The sequence below is a fragment of the Cupriavidus alkaliphilus genome (assembly GCF_014191175.1).
Classification (GTDB): Bacteria; Pseudomonadota; Gammaproteobacteria; order Burkholderiales; family Burkholderiaceae; genus Cupriavidus; species Cupriavidus alkaliphilus.
Map to the genome: position 1 here is coordinate 431,537 of NZ_JACHWE010000004.1, position 15,307 is coordinate 446,843.

The 15,307-nt window shown below is 67.8% G+C and carries 15 protein-coding genes; 8 read left to right on the top strand and 7 right to left on the bottom strand.

The annotated features are described in order from the left end of the window. Positions 1–4: 4 nt before the first annotated feature. Positions 5–1,246 (bottom strand): GNAT family N-acetyltransferase, encoded by a 1,242-nt coding sequence (locus FHX60_RS16825; protein ID WP_183283978.1) that lies wholly within the window; start codon positions 1,244–1,246, stop codon positions 5–7. 182 nt (positions 1,247–1,428) lie between these two features. Between FHX60_RS16825 and FHX60_RS16830 the strand changes: the two genes are divergently transcribed. Continuing rightward, complete coding sequence (locus FHX60_RS16830) at positions 1,429–3,477, top strand: NAD(+) synthase (RefSeq protein WP_183283979.1); 2,049 nt, start codon at positions 1,429–1,431, stop codon at positions 3,475–3,477. A 65-nt stretch (positions 3,478–3,542) separates the two neighbouring features. On the opposite strand, the gene FHX60_RS16835 is transcribed toward FHX60_RS16830, so the two are convergent. After that, the gene (locus FHX60_RS16835) at positions 3,543–3,869 is read right to left on the bottom strand and encodes a DMT family transporter (RefSeq protein ID WP_112773573.1); all 327 of its coding nucleotides are present in this window, start codon (positions 3,867–3,869) and stop codon (positions 3,543–3,545) included. Positions 3,870–3,872: 3 nt separating this feature from the next. Then, on the bottom strand, positions 3,873–4,862 hold the full coding sequence (locus FHX60_RS16840; RefSeq protein ID WP_183283980.1) for an SLAC1 anion channel family protein: 990 nt from the start codon (positions 4,860–4,862) through the stop codon (positions 3,873–3,875). Positions 4,863–5,093: 231 nt separating this feature from the next. Between FHX60_RS16840 and FHX60_RS16845 the strand changes: the two genes are divergently transcribed. The 3 genes from FHX60_RS16845 (at position 5,094) to glnK (ending at position 7,123) form a co-directional block, all read left to right on the top strand. Beyond that, on the top strand, positions 5,094–5,507 hold the full coding sequence (locus tag FHX60_RS16845) for a hypothetical protein (protein ID WP_183283981.1): 414 nt from the start codon (positions 5,094–5,096) through the stop codon (positions 5,505–5,507). Between the two features lie 78 nt (positions 5,508–5,585). Then, positions 5,586–6,545 (top strand): GlxA family transcriptional regulator, encoded by a 960-nt coding sequence (locus FHX60_RS16850; RefSeq protein WP_183284051.1) that lies wholly within the window; start codon positions 5,586–5,588, stop codon positions 6,543–6,545. A gap of 239 nt (positions 6,546–6,784) precedes the next feature. Further along, positions 6,785–7,123: a P-II family nitrogen regulator gene (gene glnK, locus FHX60_RS16855; protein WP_006162803.1), complete on the top strand. Its 339-nt coding sequence runs from the start codon at positions 6,785–6,787 to the stop codon at positions 7,121–7,123. 74 nt (positions 7,124–7,197) lie between these two features. Here glnK and FHX60_RS16860 read toward each other — a convergent pair whose 3' ends face one another. The 3 genes from FHX60_RS16860 to trxB all read right to left on the bottom strand — a co-directional run bounded on the left by FHX60_RS16860 (position 7,198) and on the right by trxB (position 9,604). Next, complete coding sequence (locus FHX60_RS16860) at positions 7,198–7,839, bottom strand: trimeric intracellular cation channel family protein (RefSeq protein ID WP_092308119.1); 642 nt, start codon at positions 7,837–7,839, stop codon at positions 7,198–7,200. A 12-nt stretch (positions 7,840–7,851) separates the two neighbouring features. Then, on the bottom strand, positions 7,852–8,526 hold the full coding sequence (locus tag FHX60_RS16865) for a Smr/MutS family protein (RefSeq protein ID WP_092308121.1): 675 nt from the start codon (positions 8,524–8,526) through the stop codon (positions 7,852–7,854). Between the two features lie 112 nt (positions 8,527–8,638). After that, positions 8,639–9,604 (bottom strand): thioredoxin-disulfide reductase, encoded by a 966-nt coding sequence (gene trxB / locus FHX60_RS16870; RefSeq protein WP_092308402.1) that lies wholly within the window; start codon positions 9,602–9,604, stop codon positions 8,639–8,641. Between the two features lie 233 nt (positions 9,605–9,837). Here trxB and FHX60_RS16875 point away from each other — a divergent pair, with 233 nt between their 5' ends. From FHX60_RS16875 to FHX60_RS16885, 3 genes are all read left to right on the top strand, one after another. Then, positions 9,838–12,174 carry a DNA translocase FtsK gene (locus tag FHX60_RS16875; RefSeq protein ID WP_112773569.1) on the top strand — a complete coding sequence of 779 codons (2,337 nt, stop codon included), beginning with the start codon at positions 9,838–9,840 and terminating at the stop codon, positions 12,172–12,174. Between the two features lie 174 nt (positions 12,175–12,348). Further along, positions 12,349–12,984 (top strand): outer membrane lipoprotein chaperone LolA, encoded by a 636-nt coding sequence (lolA, locus tag FHX60_RS16880; protein ID WP_018007095.1) that lies wholly within the window; start codon positions 12,349–12,351, stop codon positions 12,982–12,984. An 8-nt stretch (positions 12,985–12,992) separates the two neighbouring features. Further along, positions 12,993–13,430: a hypothetical protein gene (locus tag FHX60_RS16885; protein ID WP_092308125.1), complete on the top strand. Its 438-nt coding sequence runs from the start codon at positions 12,993–12,995 to the stop codon at positions 13,428–13,430. 25 nt (positions 13,431–13,455) lie between these two features. On the opposite strand, the gene FHX60_RS16890 is transcribed toward FHX60_RS16885, so the two are convergent. Continuing rightward, positions 13,456–14,556 (bottom strand): NAD(P)-dependent alcohol dehydrogenase, encoded by a 1,101-nt coding sequence (locus FHX60_RS16890; RefSeq protein WP_183283982.1) that lies wholly within the window; start codon positions 14,554–14,556, stop codon positions 13,456–13,458. Positions 14,557–14,801: 245 nt separating this feature from the next. Between FHX60_RS16890 and FHX60_RS16895 the strand changes: the two genes are divergently transcribed. After that, on the top strand, positions 14,802–15,155 hold the full coding sequence (locus FHX60_RS16895) for a hypothetical protein (protein ID WP_183283983.1): 354 nt from the start codon (positions 14,802–14,804) through the stop codon (positions 15,153–15,155). Positions 15,156–15,307 lie beyond the last annotated feature (152 nt).

The window sequence follows — 15,307 nt, forward strand, 5'->3', positions numbered from 1 at the left end:
AGCGTCAGGCGCGCGCGAACGGGTTGCGCTCGCCCAGCTCGTCCAGGTAGGCGTCGATGCCCTGGCGCTCGCGCGCCAGGAAGCGCTCGACGGCATCGGCAAAGGCCGGGTGCGCCAGCCAGTGGGCCGAGCGCGTGGCCACCGGCAGGAAGCCGCGCGCCATCTTGTGCTCGCCCTGCGCGCCGCCCTCGAAGGTGCCGATGCCGTGTTCGATGCAGAACTCGAGCGGCTGGTAGTAAGCGGTCTCGAAATGCAGGCACGGGTGGTATTCCAGCGCGCCCCAGTAGCGTCCGTAGAGCGTGCTGACTTCGGGCGCCGCGTCATAGACCAGCAGCGAGCTGGCGATGGGCTGGCCCGCGCGCTCGGCGATCACCAGCAGCAGGTGCTGCGGCATGGCGGCGCCGATGCGGCGGAAGAAATCCAGGTTCAGGTAAGGCGTGGAATGGTGCTCGCGGTAGGTCTGGCGATAGCAGCGGTTGAAGAACTGCCAGGCCTCGTCGTCGATCTCCGCGCCGCGCAGGCGGCGCAAGGTGATGCCGGCCTGGGCCACCTGGCGGCGCTCGGCGCGGATGTTCTTGCGCTTCTTCTGCGACAGCGTGGCGAGAAAGTCGTCGAAGCTGCCGTAGCCGTCATTGGTCCAGTGGAACTGCACGCCGTGCCGTATCAGCATGCCGGCCTGCGCCATCAGCGCGGCCTCGGCCTCGTCCGGAAACAGGATGTGCAGTGACGACATCTGGCTGTCGGCGGCGAGCGCCAGCGCCATCTGCAGCAGCAGCCGGCGCGCCTCGGCGTCTTCGGCCAGCAGCCGCGCGCCGCGCACCGGCGTGAACGGAATCGCCGCCAGCCACTTGGGGTAGTACTCGATGCCGTTGCGCGCGTAGGCGTCGGCCCAGGCCCAGTCGAAGACATACTCGCCATAGGAATGCGCCTTGGCATACAGCGGCATGGCGGCGGCCAGCCGTTGCGGGCGGCCGGCCGCGGGCGGCGCCCATAATGTCAGGTAGCGCGGATGCCATCCGGTGTCCGGGCAGGCGCTGCCGCTGGCGTGCAGCGCGTGCAGGAAGGCATGCTTGAGGAAGGGCGTGGCGTCGGCGTGGCGGGCCACCAGGGCGTCCCAGGCCGCGGCATCGACCTGGCCCAGGTCGGAGACGATCTCGGTACGGTATTCCGGGGCGGCATCGCCCGCTTCGCTGCGCGTTTGCCGTGCCGGCTGGCCCTGTCCGGGCACGCATGATTCAGACTGCATTGCACCAGTTCCCTCTGTGGACCGGTCGAGTCTACCGGAAACCCCGCTCCGGGGCCGGCGTCGTAAAATGGAGCATCCTGGTCAATAGTGCTTTCCCAGGCATCCACGGATGCACCGGGCGACCCGCACGATTGCGGCTGGTCCAACGGGCCGCCGCACCACTCCCAACACCAAGGCCCGATATGAAAAACCTGTTTTTCAACCTGTATTCGCACGGCTTTGCGCGCGTCGCGGTGGGCGTGCCGGTCTGCCGCGTGGCCGACCCGGCCTTCAACGCCAACGAAACCATTGCCCTGGCGACGCAGGCGGCGCAGCGCGGCGCCGTGCTGGTAGCGTTCCCGGAACTAGGACTGTCGGCCTACACCTGCGACGACCTGTTCCACCAGCGCGCGCTGCTGGATGCCTGCCAGGCGGCGCTGGCCACCATCGTCGAGGCCTCGCGCAAGCTGCCGGCGGCGCTGGTGGTGGGCATGCCGCTGCGGGTCGAGCACCAGCTGTTCAACTGCGCCGTGGTGGTGGCGCGCGGGCGCATCCAGGGCGTGGTGCCCAAGACCTACCTGCCCAACTACTGGGAGTTCTACGAGGCCCGGCAGTTCAGCGCGGCCGACAACGCCGCGGTCACGTCGATCCAGCTGCTGGGCCAGGAGGTGCCGTTCGGCGCCGGCCTGCTGTTCGACATTGAAGACATCCCCGACTTCCGCTTCCACGCCGAAATCTGCGAGGACGTATGGGTGCCGATCCCGCCGTCCTCGTTCGCGGCGCTGGCCGGGGCCACCGTGCTGGTCAACCTGTCGGCATCGAATATCGTGGTGGGCAAGTCGGGCTACCGGCACCAGCTGGTGTCGCAGCAGTCGGCGCGCTGCCTGGCGGCCTACCTGTACACCTCGGCCGGCAAGGGCGAGTCGTCCACCGACCTGGCCTGGGACGGCCAGGCGCTGATCTGCGAGAACGGCGAGCTGCTGGCCGAGTCCGAGCGCTTTGCCGACACCTCGCACCTGCTGTTCGCCGATATCGACGTCGAGCGGCTGTCGCGCGAGCGCATGCACCAGGTGACCTTCGGCCACTCGGTGCGGCGGCACAAGGCCGAGGTAGACCAGTTCCGCGTGGTCCGCTTCCCGCTCGACCTGACGCTGGATAAGTCGCTGCCGCTGGAGCGCAACGTGGCGCGCTTCCCGTACGTGCCGGCCGATCCGCGCCAGCGCGACGAACGCTGCATGGAGGTCTACAACATCCAGGTGCAGGCCCTGGTGCAGCGGCTGTCGGCGAGCAAGATCAGCAAGGTGGTGATCGGCGTCTCGGGCGGGCTCGATTCCACCCACGCGCTGCTGGTGTGCGCCAAGGCGATGGACCGGCTGGGCCTGCCGCGTGCCAATATCCTTGCCTACACCATGCCCGGCTTTGCCACCAGCGGGCGCACGCTGCAGCAGGCGCGCCAGCTGATGCAGGTGGTGGGCTGCAGCGCGACCGAGATCGATATCCGGCCGTCGTGCCTGGCGATGCTGAAGGACCTGGGCCACCCCTATGCCGCCGGCGAGAAGGTCTACGACGTGACCTTCGAGAACGTGCAGGCGGGCGAGCGCACCAACCACCTGTTCCGGCTGGCCAACTTCCATCATGCCATCGTGATCGGCACCGGCGACCTGAGCGAGCTGGCGCTGGGCTGGTGCACCTATGGCGTGGGCGACCACATGTCGCACTACAACGTCAACGCCAGCGTGCCCAAGACGCTGATCTCGCACCTGGTGCGCTGGGTCGCCGAGACCGGACAGGTGGGCGAGGGCGGCTCGGACGTGCTGCTGGCCGTGCTCGACACCGATATCAGCCCGGAGCTGATTCCCGGAGACAGCAACCACGGCCCCGAGCAGAAGACCGAGAGCACCATCGGCCCGTACGAGCTGCAGGACTTCAACCTCTACTACACGCTGCGCTTCGGCTTTGCCCCGTCCAAGATCGCCTTCCTGGCGCAGCATGCCTGGGGCGACCGCGAGCGCGGCATCTGGCCCAACGGCCCGCACGTGGTGCGCAACCAGTACGGCCTGCCCGACATCAAGCGCAACCTGGCGATCTTCCTGGACCGCTTCTTCCGCACCAGCCAGTTCAAGCGCTCGTGCGTGCCGAATGCGCCCAAGGTGGGGTCGGGCGGCTCGCTGTCGCCACGCGGCGACTGGCGCGCGCCCAGTGATTCGGAGTCGGTGGTGTGGCTGGCGGATCTGGAGAAGGTGCCGGATTGACGTCTTCGTACCCAGCGCCGTGAAACGGCCCGCATGGTGCGGGCCGTATTCATGCGAACGCGTTTTCAGGCGGCTGGCCCGGAGACCAGCTTGAGTCCTGCTACGCCGCACAGGATCAGCGCGATGCAGCCGGCGCGCGCCGGCGATACCGGCTCGCCGAGCCACAACATGCCCAGCATTGCGGTGCCGGCAGCCCCGATGCCGGTCCAGACCGCATAAGCCGTTCCCACCGGCAGCACGCGCAGCGACAGCGTCAGCAGCACGATGCTGGACAGCCCGGTCACTACCGCATAAACGCTGGGCCAGAACCGGGTGAAGCCGGCCGACCACTTCATGCCGAAGGCGAAGGCGATCTCGAGAACGCCGGCCACTACCAACAGGGTCCACGACATCGGTCAGCCGGCCAGCAGGCGATGGGTGAACAGGCTGTGCAGCGTGCGCACGGACAGCACCGCGATCGCCACCGTCAGGACCAGCAGGATCAGTCCGGCCAGCCAGTAGAGCACGCCGGCCTGCACGTGGTCCGCATACTTTAGCGCCGCGTTCGCCAGCGCCGCCATCGGGAAGCTGATCGCCCACCACGACGGCCCGAATGGCACCGGACGTCGGAACACACGCCACGACAGCAGCACGAACAGGAACAGGCCGAAGTAGAACAGCATGCCGGCAAACAGGTCGACGTGGCCGGTCACGTTGACGTAGGCCAGAAAGCCCACCTCGAACGGCGCGATCAGGATAATCAGCGACGGCATCATGCCGGTGGGCAGCGGGTCATGGCGGACCAATCGCGAGAAGATCATGGTAAAGAACACCAGCGCGATCACGGTGCCGACGGCGGCCGCGAACAGGTTGACCTCATGCGCCCAGGCCATCGGCATCGTGCCGCCGGCCACGGCAATATCGAGCGTCGCCACGCCCGGGATCAGCCACGCTGGCACGACATTGGCCGGTTCGGCGCGGCCCTGGAACAGCCGCCCGGCGATGACGAACGTCAGCGCCACGGTGACCACCGTGCCCACCGTCCAGATTGCCTGGCCAAGCCCCCCGTGGTGCACGCCCACCACTGCCGACAGCAGAAGGATGGCGATGGCGATCGTGCCGAAGAAGTTGCCCGCGACCGGGTGGGTGAACTCGGCGCGCACGGCTTCGGGGTAGCGCTTCCATTTGGCCAGATAGCCGGTGGCCAGCGCCACGAAGGCAAGCACCGCGACCACGCCAATAGCGTCGCCGATGGCCGGGTTGGCGCCGAAGGCAATGACGGCGCCGCGCCATGCCATCGACAGCCCGGACAGGCCCATGACGGCGCCGAACAGGTTGACCGGGAGGTGCTTCACCGAACTGCCGGACATCGGCAGCGTGGTCGCGGGGTGGGTTGCAGGAGTCATGGCGTGTGGCTTTGGGTAGGCCCGCGCAGGAACGGGCGTGGTAGAGGCCGCGCATGCATCAGGAGTGGGGCGGGCCTGGTAAAGGGAATTATGGTTTTCCGCGGATTTGGCCGATAGTGAATAGACGCGTCAAATTCGGCCAATAGCGCAGCGCTTGCTGCCACTGGCGACGCACTACCGGATTTCCTGCCTAGACTGCGCGCCGTTGCATTCGAAGCCGAGGAAAATCAGATGAAGCCAACCTTGATGTGGCGGGCCCGGGTGCTCGTACTGCTGCTATTGGGCTGCATGGGCGTCGCGGCCTGCGTCCAGGCACCGGTCCGGCGCCATGAGGGCGAGCCGGTGCTGCGGCACGGCCAGGGCGGCGCGCGCGAACATGTCGACGGCGTCGATATCTGGATGCGGGGCGAGCCGCCGAGGCCATACGAGGTGCTGGCCTATACCACCATGGAAACCGCGGAAGGGTGGGTTGGCGAGCGGCTCCTGCTCAGGCGGGTTGCCGCCCTTGTGCGGGACACCGGCGGCGACGCCGCGCTGCTCGGCGACCAGCGCAGCCGGCCGGTGGCCCTGCAGCGCGCGGGCAGCCATACCGCGCTGGCGGAGTCCCGGCGCATCGTCGAGATTTCCATCGTGCGCTACCGATGACACGCTTCTGGCCGACTCTGCCTAGACTTGCGGTATCCCGCCACGCCGGGCTGCAGTCCCGTCCTTGCCATGCTCTCCATGAAAATCGCCGTCGTCGCCTTTCCGGGGTTCCAGATGCTGGATCTGGCCGGTCCTCTCGATGTGTTCCACGAAGGCGCGCGCCAGGCCGGACAGCCGGATGCTTACCAGTTCGAGATCATCGCACCCGAACCGGGAATGTTGACGGCATCCAACGGCATGCGCGTTGAACCGGATGCGACGCTGGCGACTGCCAGTGACGACATCGACACCCTGCTGGTCGCCGGAGGTCCCGCGCTGTGGAAGCAGGCACAAGATGAAGCCATCGGCACATGGCTGGCCCGGCAGGCGCGCACGGTGCGGCGCATCGGCTCGGTCTGCTCCGGCGCGATGATGCTTGCACACGCGGGCTTGCTCGACGGGCGCGCCGCCACCACGCACTGGAATACCACCGACCACCTGGCACGCAGGTTCCCCGGCGTCCGGGTCGAGCCGGACCGCATTTACGTCAAGGACGGCAACGTGTACACCTCCGCCGGCGTGACCGCCGGCCTGGACCTCGCCCTGGCACTGGTCGAGGAGGACTTCGGCCGCGTGGTGGCCTTGCGCGTGGCGCGCGAGCTGGTGATGTTCCTCAAGCGGCCGGGTGGCCAGTCACAGTTCAGCGCCCACCTTGCGGCTCAGACGGCGGAGCGCAATGCGATCCGGGAAGTGCAGAGCTGGCTGGTCGAGCACCTTGGCGCGGATCTTTCGGTCGATGCGCTGGCCGCGCGTGCCGGCATGAGCACGCGCAACTTTGCCCGCGTGTTCCGTCAGGAGTGCCAGGTCACGCCGGCCGAATTCGTCGAGGCCGCGCGCATCGATGCCGCGCGCCGGCTGCTGGAAAGCTCGCGCCACCCGCTCAAGCGCGTGGCCACTCTGGCCGGCTTTGGCGATGCCAACAACCTGAGGCGCGCCTTCCTGCGGCGGATCGGAGTGGCGCCCTCGGACTACCGGCGCCGATTCCTCAACACGGCGTGACGAGTGATTTGCACAGGCTTTGCACAGCATTTCCGGGTGGCTTTCCACAGGGTTGTCCACAGGCCCCGAACGGCATGGCGCCGCTTTGGCATGCGCCCTGTCCAACGTTCCGGCCGCTCCAGGCGAGGGATTGCGCGGGATGCTGGGCGCCAAGGGCTGTTAAAATGCCCTCCGGAGAGCGCCGCGTCCGCGGCGATGCGCCGCCAGGCGCGTGAACAAACGATAAACAGGGGCCAGTCATGAAGCAGATTACCGCCATCATCAAACCGTTCAAGCTCGACGAGGTGCGCGAAGCCCTGGCTGACGTCGGCGTGACCGGGCTGACGGTGACCGAAGTAAAGGGATTTGGCCGCCAGAAAGGGCATACCGAGCTGTACCGCGGCGCCGAGTACGTGGTCGACTTCCTGCCCAAGATCAAGATTGAAGTAGTGGTGGCCGAGAACCAGCTCGATACCGTGCTGGACGCCATCGTCAAGGCCGCCCACACCGGCAAGATCGGCGACGGCAAGATCTTCGTCACCGAGATCGAGCGCGTGATCCGCATCCGCACCGGCGAGCAGGACGAAGCCGCGGTCTGAGCCACCGGCCAGCTCAGCGACACGCCGCCTTGCAGGGCGGCGTTTTCATTGGCGGGTACGCGTCAGCCGCCTGCTCAGCTGGGCAGCTTCCAGCCGTAGCGCACCGACGCCAGGCGCATGGCGATGATCGCCAGCGCGCCGGTCAGCAGCGCCGCCTCCTGCTGCACCTCGACCCAGGTCAGGCCGATATAGATCCAGCAGCCGATGAACGAGCAGGTGGCATAGGGCGAGCGGTCGCGCAGGATCATCGGCACTTCATTGCACAGCACGTCGCGCACCACGCCGCCGAACACGGCCGAGATGATGCCCATCATGACCGCCACGGTGGGCGTCATCTGCGCCACCAGCGCCAGCGAGGCGCCGGTCACCGAGAACAGCCCGAGCCCGATGGCGTCGGCCACGATCATGGCCCGGTCCGAGGCCACCCGGCTCACCACGCGCAGCACGAACGACGCGCCGAACGACATCACGAAGATCAGCAGCACGTAGCCCTCGTGGTCGACCCAGTAGAACGGGCGCCGGTCGAGCAGCACGTCGCGCACGGTGCCGCCGCCGAAGGCGGTGGCAAAGGCCACCACGAAGGTGCCGACCACGTCCAGGCGCTGCTTGCGCGCGTCGACCACGCCCGAGACCGCGAAGGCGAGCACGCCGATCACTTCCATGATGTGGAGGATCAGGGGCAGCCGCCCCATCAGCAACTCGAGCGGAAGATGCATCCGGGCGCGGCGTCAGGCGCGCGGCTGGCGCAGCAGCACCATCAGCGCGCCGGCGCCGCCTTCGGCCTCGCGTGCCTGCACGAAGGCCAGCACCTCCTCCTTCTGCACCAGCCAGCTGCGCACCTTGCCCTTGAGCACCGGCAGCTTGTCGGGCGAGCCCAGGCCCTTGCCATGGATCACGCGCACGCAGCGCACGCCGTTGCGCACCGAGCGGCGCAGGAACTCGGCCAGCGCCTCGCGCGCCTCGTCGCTGCGCAGGCCGTGCAGGTCGACCTTGTCCTGCGGCACCCATTCGCCGCGGCGCAGCTTGCGCACCACGTCCATGCCGATGCCGGGCCGGCGGAACGACAGCGTCTCGTCGGTCTCGAGCAGGCTTTCGACATCGAATTCGTCTGACAGCGACGCCTGCAGCACGGCCTGGTCGTTGCGCTGCGACTGCACCGGCACGGGCGCGGGCTTGCTGGGGGGATGGTGGGCGCGGTTGCGGTCGCGCAGCTGGCTGACCTGGCCCACGCTGGTGCGGAACACATCGGCTTCGGCGCGGGCGCGCTCGGCCGCCTGCTCGGCGGCAAGGCGCTCGGCTTCGCGGCGCTCGGTATCGGCCTTGAGGGTGTCGCGCAGCCTGGCAAGGTCGTTCAGGCCGAGTCGTTGGGGCGGTCGGTCGGGTTTGCGGGCGCCGTGCGTCATTGAAAAAATCTCCGGAGGCTCGGCGCCGATTATATCGACTGGCGGGGCCGCGGGCGGGCCCGCGCCCGTGTGACGCGCCGGCGGCGGTGATGGCCGCCGGCGGAGGGGTTGCTTACTTCAGGGCTTCGACAAAGCGCTGCGCGTCGAGCGCGGCCATGCAGCCGGTGCCGGCGCTGGTGATGGCCTGGCGGTAGACGTGGTCCTGCACGTCGCCCGCGGCGAACACGCCCGGCACGCTGGTGGCGGTGGCATCGCCCTGCAGGCCAGACTTGGTCACCAGGTAGCCGTTTTCCATGGCCAGCTGGCCGGTGAACAGGTCGGTGTTGGGCTTGTGGCCGATGGCGATAAAGACGCCGGCCAGCTTCAGGTCTTCGGTCTGGCCGGTCTTGGTGCCGCGCACGCGGATGCCGGTCACGCCGGAGTCGTCGCCCAGCACTTCGTCCAGCACGCTGTCGTAGCGGATCACCACGCGGCCTTCCTTCTCGCGCTGCAGCAGGCGGTCGACCAGGATCGGTTCGGCGCGGAAGCTGTCGCGGCGGTGGATCACGGTGACCTTGCTGGCGATATGCGACAGGTACAGCGCTTCTTCCACGGCGGTATTGCCGCCGCCGACCACGGCCACTTCCTGGTTCTTGTAGAAGAAGCCGTCGCAGGTGGCGCAGGCAGACACGCCGCGGCCCATGAACGATTCTTCCGACGGCAGGCCCAGGTACTGGGCCGAGGCGCCGGTAGCGATGATCAGCGCGTCGCAGGTGTACTCGCCGGCGTCGCCGATCAGCGTGAAGGGGCGGGCCGGCTGGCCGCGCTCGTCCACCAGCTTGGCGGTATGGATGTGATCGAAGATGATTTCGGTCTTGAATTCCTCGGCGTGCGCCAGCAGGCGCTGCATCAGCTCGGGACCCTGGACGCCCTTGGCATCGCCCGGCCAGTTCTCGACGTCGGTGGTGGTCATCAGCTGGCCGCCCTGTGCCAGGCCGGTGATCAGCACCGGTTCCAGGTTGGCGCGGGCCGCGTAGACCGCGGCGGTGTAGCCGGCGGGACCGGAACCGAGAATCAGCACTTTTGCGTGTTTTGCCATGATGCGTTCCTGTGGCCGGTGCGGCATGGTGCCCACCGGCATTGCTCGAAAGCGACATTATAAGAGGAGCCGCATTTGCTCACTGTTGCAAATTCCAATGGGTGCGATAGTCTCGGGCCACGTTAAAATGGCCGCCACGATGCCTGCCAGTCACCTGGCGAGCGAGCCCCGGGCCGCTGGCGGTATCGGTCCGAACCCACCCGGAATCCCTAACACGCGAGTTTCAACCAGGCATGGCCCGAGCTACCACGACCACCCGCACCGATCCCTCAGCCTTGCCATCCCGCATCGGCAAACTGCTGGGCGAGGTCCGCTGGTTCCTGCTGCTGGCCGTCACGCTGGGTTTCCTGTGCGTGCTGGCCAGCTACAGCAAGACCGATCCCGGCTGGTCGCATGCCAACCAGGTGGCCGATATCCACAATCTGGGCGGCCGCGTCGGCGCCTGGGTGGCGGATGTGCTGTTCTTCATCTTCGGCTTTTCCGCCTACTGGCTGGCGGTGCTGCTGGTGCGCCGCTGCTGGCGCGGCTGGCGCACGCTGACCGCCGAGCTGCCGGAGCGCACCGACCACAGCCTGCACCGCCAGGGTGTGACCGTCAGCTGGATCGGCTTTGTGCTGACCCTGTTCTCCAGCATGGGCCTGGAGGCGATCCGCATGTACCCGCTGCGGGCCGCGCTGCCGCGCGCGCCCGGCGGGGTGCTGGGCGACCTGCTCGGCGGCTGGCTGCAGGTGGCGCTGGGCTTTACCGGCGCAACCCTGCTGCTGTTGCTGCTGCTGGCAATCGGGCTGTCGCTGTTCTTCCATTTCTCGTGGCTGACCGTGGCCGAGCAGATCGGCGGCTTTGTCGAGACCCTGTTCCTGGGCTTCAAGGCCCGCCGCGAGAGCAAGCAGGACCGCATCATCGGCGAGGCCGCCAAGACCGAGCGCAAGGAAACCGTCGAGGTCCAGCGCGTGCGCATCGAAGAGGCCGCGCCGGTGCAGATCGTGCGACCGCAGGCGGTGCCCAAGCACGAGCGCGTCGAGCGCGAGAAGCAGCAGCCGCTGTTCGCCGATATCCAGGACTCGGACCTGCCGCCGCTGTCGCTGCTGGACCCGATCCCGCCGCACCAGGAAACCGTCAGCGCCGAGACCCTGGAATTCACCTCACGCCTGATCGAGAAAAAACTCAAGGACTTCGGCGTCGAGGTCAAGGTGGTGGCGGCCTACCCGGGCCCGGTCATCACCCGGTACGAGATCGAGCCCGCCACCGGGGTCAAGGGCAGCCAGGTGGTGAACCTGGCGCGCGACCTGGCGCGTTCGCTGTCGCTGGTGTCGATCCGCGTGGTCGAGACCATCCCCGGCAAGAACTACATGGGGCTGGAGCTGCCCAACCCGAAGCGCCAGACCGTGCGCCTGTCGGAAATCCTGGGCTCGCAGGTCTACAACGAGAGCGCGTCCAGCCTGACCATGGCGCTGGGCAAGGACATTGCCGGCAAGCCGATGGTGGCCGACCTGGCGCGCATGCCGCACTGCATGGTGGCCGGCACCACCGGCTCGGGCAAGTCGGTGGGCATCAACGCGATGATCCTGTCGCTGCTGTACAAGTCCAAGCCCGAAAGCGTGCGCCTGATCCTGATCGACCCGAAGATGCTTGAAATGAGCGTCTACGAGGGCATCCCGCACCTGCTGTGCCCGGTGGTGACCGACATGCGCCAGGCCGGCAACGCGCTGAACTGGGCCGTCGGCGAGATGGAGCGCCGCTACAAGCTGATGAGCAAGCTGGGCGTGCGCAACCTGGCCGGCTACAACAAGAAGATCGACGAGGCCGCGGCGAAGGAAGAGAAGATCCCGAATCCGTTCAGCCTGACCCCGGACGCGCCGGAGCCGCTGGACAAGCTGCCCACCATCGTCATCGTCATCGACGAGCTGGCCGACCTGATGATGGTGGTCGGCAAGAAGGTGGAAGAACTGATCGCCCGCATCGCGCAGAAGGCGCGCGCCGCCGGCCTGCACCTGGTGCTGGCCACGCAGCGCCCGTCGGTGGACGTGATCACCGGCCTGATCAAGGCCAACGTGCCGACCCGGATCGCATTCCAGGTCAGCAGCAAGATCGATTCGCGCACCATTCTCGACCAGCAGGGCGCCGAAACCCTGCTGGGCATGGGCGACATGCTCTACCTGGCGCCCGGCACCGGCTTGCCGGTGCGCGTGCACGGCGCCTTTGTCTCGGACGAAGAAGTCCACCGGGTGGTGGAGAAGCTCAAGGAATCCGGCGAGGCCAACTACATCGAGGGCATCCTGGAAGGCGGGCTGACCGATGACGGCGGCGGTGGCGACGGGTTTGGCGGCGGCGCCGGCATCGGTGGAGGCGGCGGCGAAGCCGATCCGCTGTACGACCAGGCGGTCGAGGTGGTGCTGAAGAACCGGCGCGCGTCGATCTCGCTGGTGCAGCGCCACCTGCGCATCGGCTACAACCGCGCCGCGCGGCTGCTCGAGGACATGGAGAAGGCGGGGCTGGTCTCGGCCATGTCGGGCAACGGTAACCGCGACATCCTGGTGCAGGGTGGCGGCGCCGCGCGCGAAGATGACTGAGCGTCGCTCGCGCGGCCTTCGGAATATCGCTCGTAATATCCAGTTACCCGCCGGCGCGTGGCGCGCGGAATCCCCGCGCTGACGGCGGCTCTAAAAGGACAGGTCGCACGCGCCCGGCCCCTATGCGATACGGCGGGGCGCGGCACCACCCCTACCACTACCAGGACCCCAACCATGCGAAACCGCATCCTCGTGTCGGCTTGCGCCGCGCTGGCGATGTTTGCGCTGCAGGCGCCGGCCCACGCCGCCGCCACCGACCAGCTGCAGAGCTTTGTGACCGGCGTGAAGAGCGCGCGCGGCGAATTCACGCAGCGTCAGGTCAAGGGGCAGGGCGCCAACGTCAAGGTGACCGGCACGTCCAGCGGCACCTTCGTGTTCTCGCGTCCGGGCAAGTTCACCTGGCGCTATACCAAGCCCTACGAGCAACTGCTGCAGGCCGACGGCCAGACCCTGTACATCTATGACAAGGACCTGAACCAGGTCACCGAGCGCAAGCTCGACGGCGCGCTGGGTTCCAGCCCGGCGGCAATCCTGTTCGGCAGCAACGACCTCGACAAGAATTTCGTGGTCAGGAACGGGCCGACGCGCGATGGCGTGGAATGGCTGGAGCTGACGCCCAAGGCCAAGGACACGCAGTTCGAGCGCATCGGCATCGGTTTCAAGGCCGGCAATCTCGAGGCGATGGAGTTGCGCGACGCGTTCGGCAACACCACGCTGCTGACCTTCACCGGCATGCAGAAGAACCCGCCGCTGGCAGCCGATGCGTTCCGGTTCACGGTGCCCAAGGGCGCCGACGTGATGAAGCAATGAGGGCCGCCATGATCGATGCGCACGAAGGGTCGGCAGGATCGGGAAGAACGTATCGTCGCGGTGGCGTGGCGTTGCTGGCCGGCGCGGGCGTGCTCGCGCTGGCGGCGTGCGCCAGCAGCGGCGGTGGCGCCAGCAAGTTCGATGTCGATGCCTTCCTGCGCGCGCCGGATTCGGCGTTGCCCGAAGTGGTCGGCAATCCGGCCTTCCTCGCAGCCACCCGCGTGCCCGCCACCGAGTGCGCGGTGATGCTGCAATCGACCAGCACCGGCGTGCTGGAAGACCTGCCGCCGAGCAGCAATGCGCGCGGCCCGGCCTGGCTGCTGCATCCGAAAGACAAGCCCGGCCAGGTATGGCTGGTGGTCAGCGAGGCCGGCGGCGAACGTACCTGCCACGGCCCGCTGCCGGCCGACGCGATGAAGACCCTGGCCAGCCGCGCCCGGGGCTGAGCGCCCCTGCCGGCGCGCGCGCGGCTCAGTGCGGCTTGATGGCGATCTTCAGCACGCCGTCGCGCTGGTTGGCGAACAGGTCGTACGCCGCGACGATATCCTCCAGCGGGTAGTGGTGGGTCACCAGCAGGCCCAGGTCGACGCGGCCCGATTCGATCACATTGACCAGCCGGCGCATGCGCTCCTTGCCGCCGGGGCACAGCGCCGTGTTGATCTTGTGGTCGCCCAGCCCTGCGGCAAAGGCCGCCAGCGGGATGGTCAGGTCGCTCGAGTACACGCCCAGGCTGGATAGCGTGCCGCCGGGCTTGAGCACGCGCAAGGCCTGCTCGAAGGTCGCCTGCGTGCCGAGCGCTTCGATCGAGGCATCGACGCCACGGCCGCCGGTCAGCTTCATGATTTCATCCACCACGTCGCAGTTGCGGAAATTGAGCGCGACGTCCGCGCCCATCTTGCGCGCGATCTCGAGCCGGTGGTCGTTGCCGTCGATGGCGATGATGGTGGTCGCGCCGCATAGCCGCGCGCCGGCCGTCGCGCACAGGCCGATCGGGCCCTGGGCGAACACCGCGACGGTGTCGCCGATGCGGATGTTGGCATTCTCCGCGCCCTTGAAGCCGGTCGACATGATGTCGGGGCACATCAGCACCTGTTCATCGGTGAGCCCGTCCGGGATCGGTGCGAGGTTGGCCTGCGCATCGGGCACCAGCACATATTCCGCCTGCGTGCCGTCGATCAGGTTGCCGAAGCGCCATCCCGCGGTGGCCTTGTAGCCATGGCAGCCGCACAGCCCCTGCGGCACCAGGTAGCTGCCGTCCTGCGAGGCCGCGCCATCCTGCGCGGCGTAGGAATTGAAGTTGGGGCAGATCGCGCCGGCAATGACGCGCTGGCCTTCGCGGTAGCCGGCCACCGCGCTGCCCAGCTTCTCGATCACGCCGACCGGCTCGTGGCCCACCGTCAGGCCCCGGGCGACCGGGTATTCGCCCTTCAGGATATGCACGTCGGTGCCACAGATCGTGGTGGTGGTGATGCGGACCAGCGCATCGTTGGGGCCGACAGCGGGGATGGGCTTGTCGGCCAGTTCGATCCGGCCGGGCTCGACAAAGATGGCGGCTTTCATCATTGCGGTCATGCGTTTCTCCCAGTGGGTACGGGTGGGGCGAATGGGCCCGGCCGGTGCCGGGCCTGCCTGATTCCTTGATAGCACCCCTGGGTTATAGGCTGGTTTATCCAGGTCAAGCGCGGAGCAGACAGCGGAAACGCCGGCGCTGCCCGATTCGGCAAAAGTTTCAGATCTGAATGAAAAGAAACTGAACCCCATGCGGCGCCATGTGTCCCAGAATCCTCTGACTCGCCAACCCTGACAGGAGCCTCCCCATGATTACGATGCTTGCCATGATGCGCAGCCGGACCCATCAACTGCTGTGGCTGGCGGCGGGCGGCGCGTTGCTGGCCGGCTGCGCCGCCGTCCCGGCGGAGCCAGCGGCGCCGGCACCGGTACCGGGCCCGCAAGGTTCGCTCGGCACGCCGGCCGGCTGCGCGGCGGACAAGCTGGCGGACGACGCGCTGGTCGGCAAGCCCGAGGCCGAAGCCATCGGCCTGCTGCAAGGCTGCGCGTGGCGCCTGGGCGAACGCGACGGCCAGCAGTTTCCCGGCACCATGGACTACAACCCGCAGCGGCGCACGCTTGGCATCAAGGCCGGCAAGGTGGTGTGGGTGCGGCGCGGCTGAGGGCGCCTCGGTGCCGGTGTTGACGGGTCATCTTGACCCGGCGCAAGCGTGGCCCAACATGACAGAAATGTAATTTGACCGCCTGAACAAGAATCAATATTGTTTTCCGCTGACCGGAATCCAAACACCGGGCGGCCTTGGGGGTGCCCGGC

Bases quoted from the DNA above. Each gene is read 5' to 3' on its own strand.
- FHX60_RS16845 (WP_183283981.1), top strand. From the start codon at position 5,094: ATGAAGCCAACCTTGATGTGGCGGGCCCGGGTGCTCGTACTGCTGCTA.
- FHX60_RS16840 (WP_183283980.1), bottom strand. From the start codon at position 4,862: ATGACTCCTGCAACCCACCCCGCGACCACGCTGCCGATGTCCGGCAGT.
- trxB (WP_092308402.1), bottom strand. From the start codon at position 9,604: ATGGCAAAACACGCAAAAGTGCTGATTCTCGGTTCCGGTCCCGCCGGC.
- FHX60_RS16890 (WP_183283982.1), bottom strand. From the start codon at position 14,556: ATGACCGCAATGATGAAAGCCGCCATCTTTGTCGAGCCCGGCCGGATC.
- FHX60_RS16830 (WP_183283979.1), top strand. From the start codon at position 1,429: ATGAAAAACCTGTTTTTCAACCTGTATTCGCACGGCTTTGCGCGCGTC.
- FHX60_RS16825 (WP_183283978.1), bottom strand. From the start codon at position 1,246: ATGCAGTCTGAATCATGCGTGCCCGGACAGGGCCAGCCGGCACGGCAA.
- FHX60_RS16875 (WP_112773569.1), top strand. From the start codon at position 9,838: ATGGCCCGAGCTACCACGACCACCCGCACCGATCCCTCAGCCTTGCCA.
- FHX60_RS16835 (WP_112773573.1), bottom strand. From the start codon at position 3,869: ATGTCGTGGACCCTGTTGGTAGTGGCCGGCGTTCTCGAGATCGCCTTC.
- lolA (WP_018007095.1), top strand. From the start codon at position 12,349: ATGCGAAACCGCATCCTCGTGTCGGCTTGCGCCGCGCTGGCGATGTTT.
- FHX60_RS16885 (WP_092308125.1), top strand. From the start codon at position 12,993: ATGATCGATGCGCACGAAGGGTCGGCAGGATCGGGAAGAACGTATCGT.
- FHX60_RS16895 (WP_183283983.1), top strand. From the start codon at position 14,802: ATGATTACGATGCTTGCCATGATGCGCAGCCGGACCCATCAACTGCTG.
- FHX60_RS16860 (WP_092308119.1), bottom strand. From the start codon at position 7,839: ATGCATCTTCCGCTCGAGTTGCTGATGGGGCGGCTGCCCCTGATCCTC.
- glnK (WP_006162803.1), top strand. From the start codon at position 6,785: ATGAAGCAGATTACCGCCATCATCAAACCGTTCAAGCTCGACGAGGTG.
- FHX60_RS16865 (WP_092308121.1), bottom strand. From the start codon at position 8,526: ATGACGCACGGCGCCCGCAAACCCGACCGACCGCCCCAACGACTCGGC.
- FHX60_RS16850 (WP_183284051.1), top strand. From the start codon at position 5,586: ATGAAAATCGCCGTCGTCGCCTTTCCGGGGTTCCAGATGCTGGATCTG.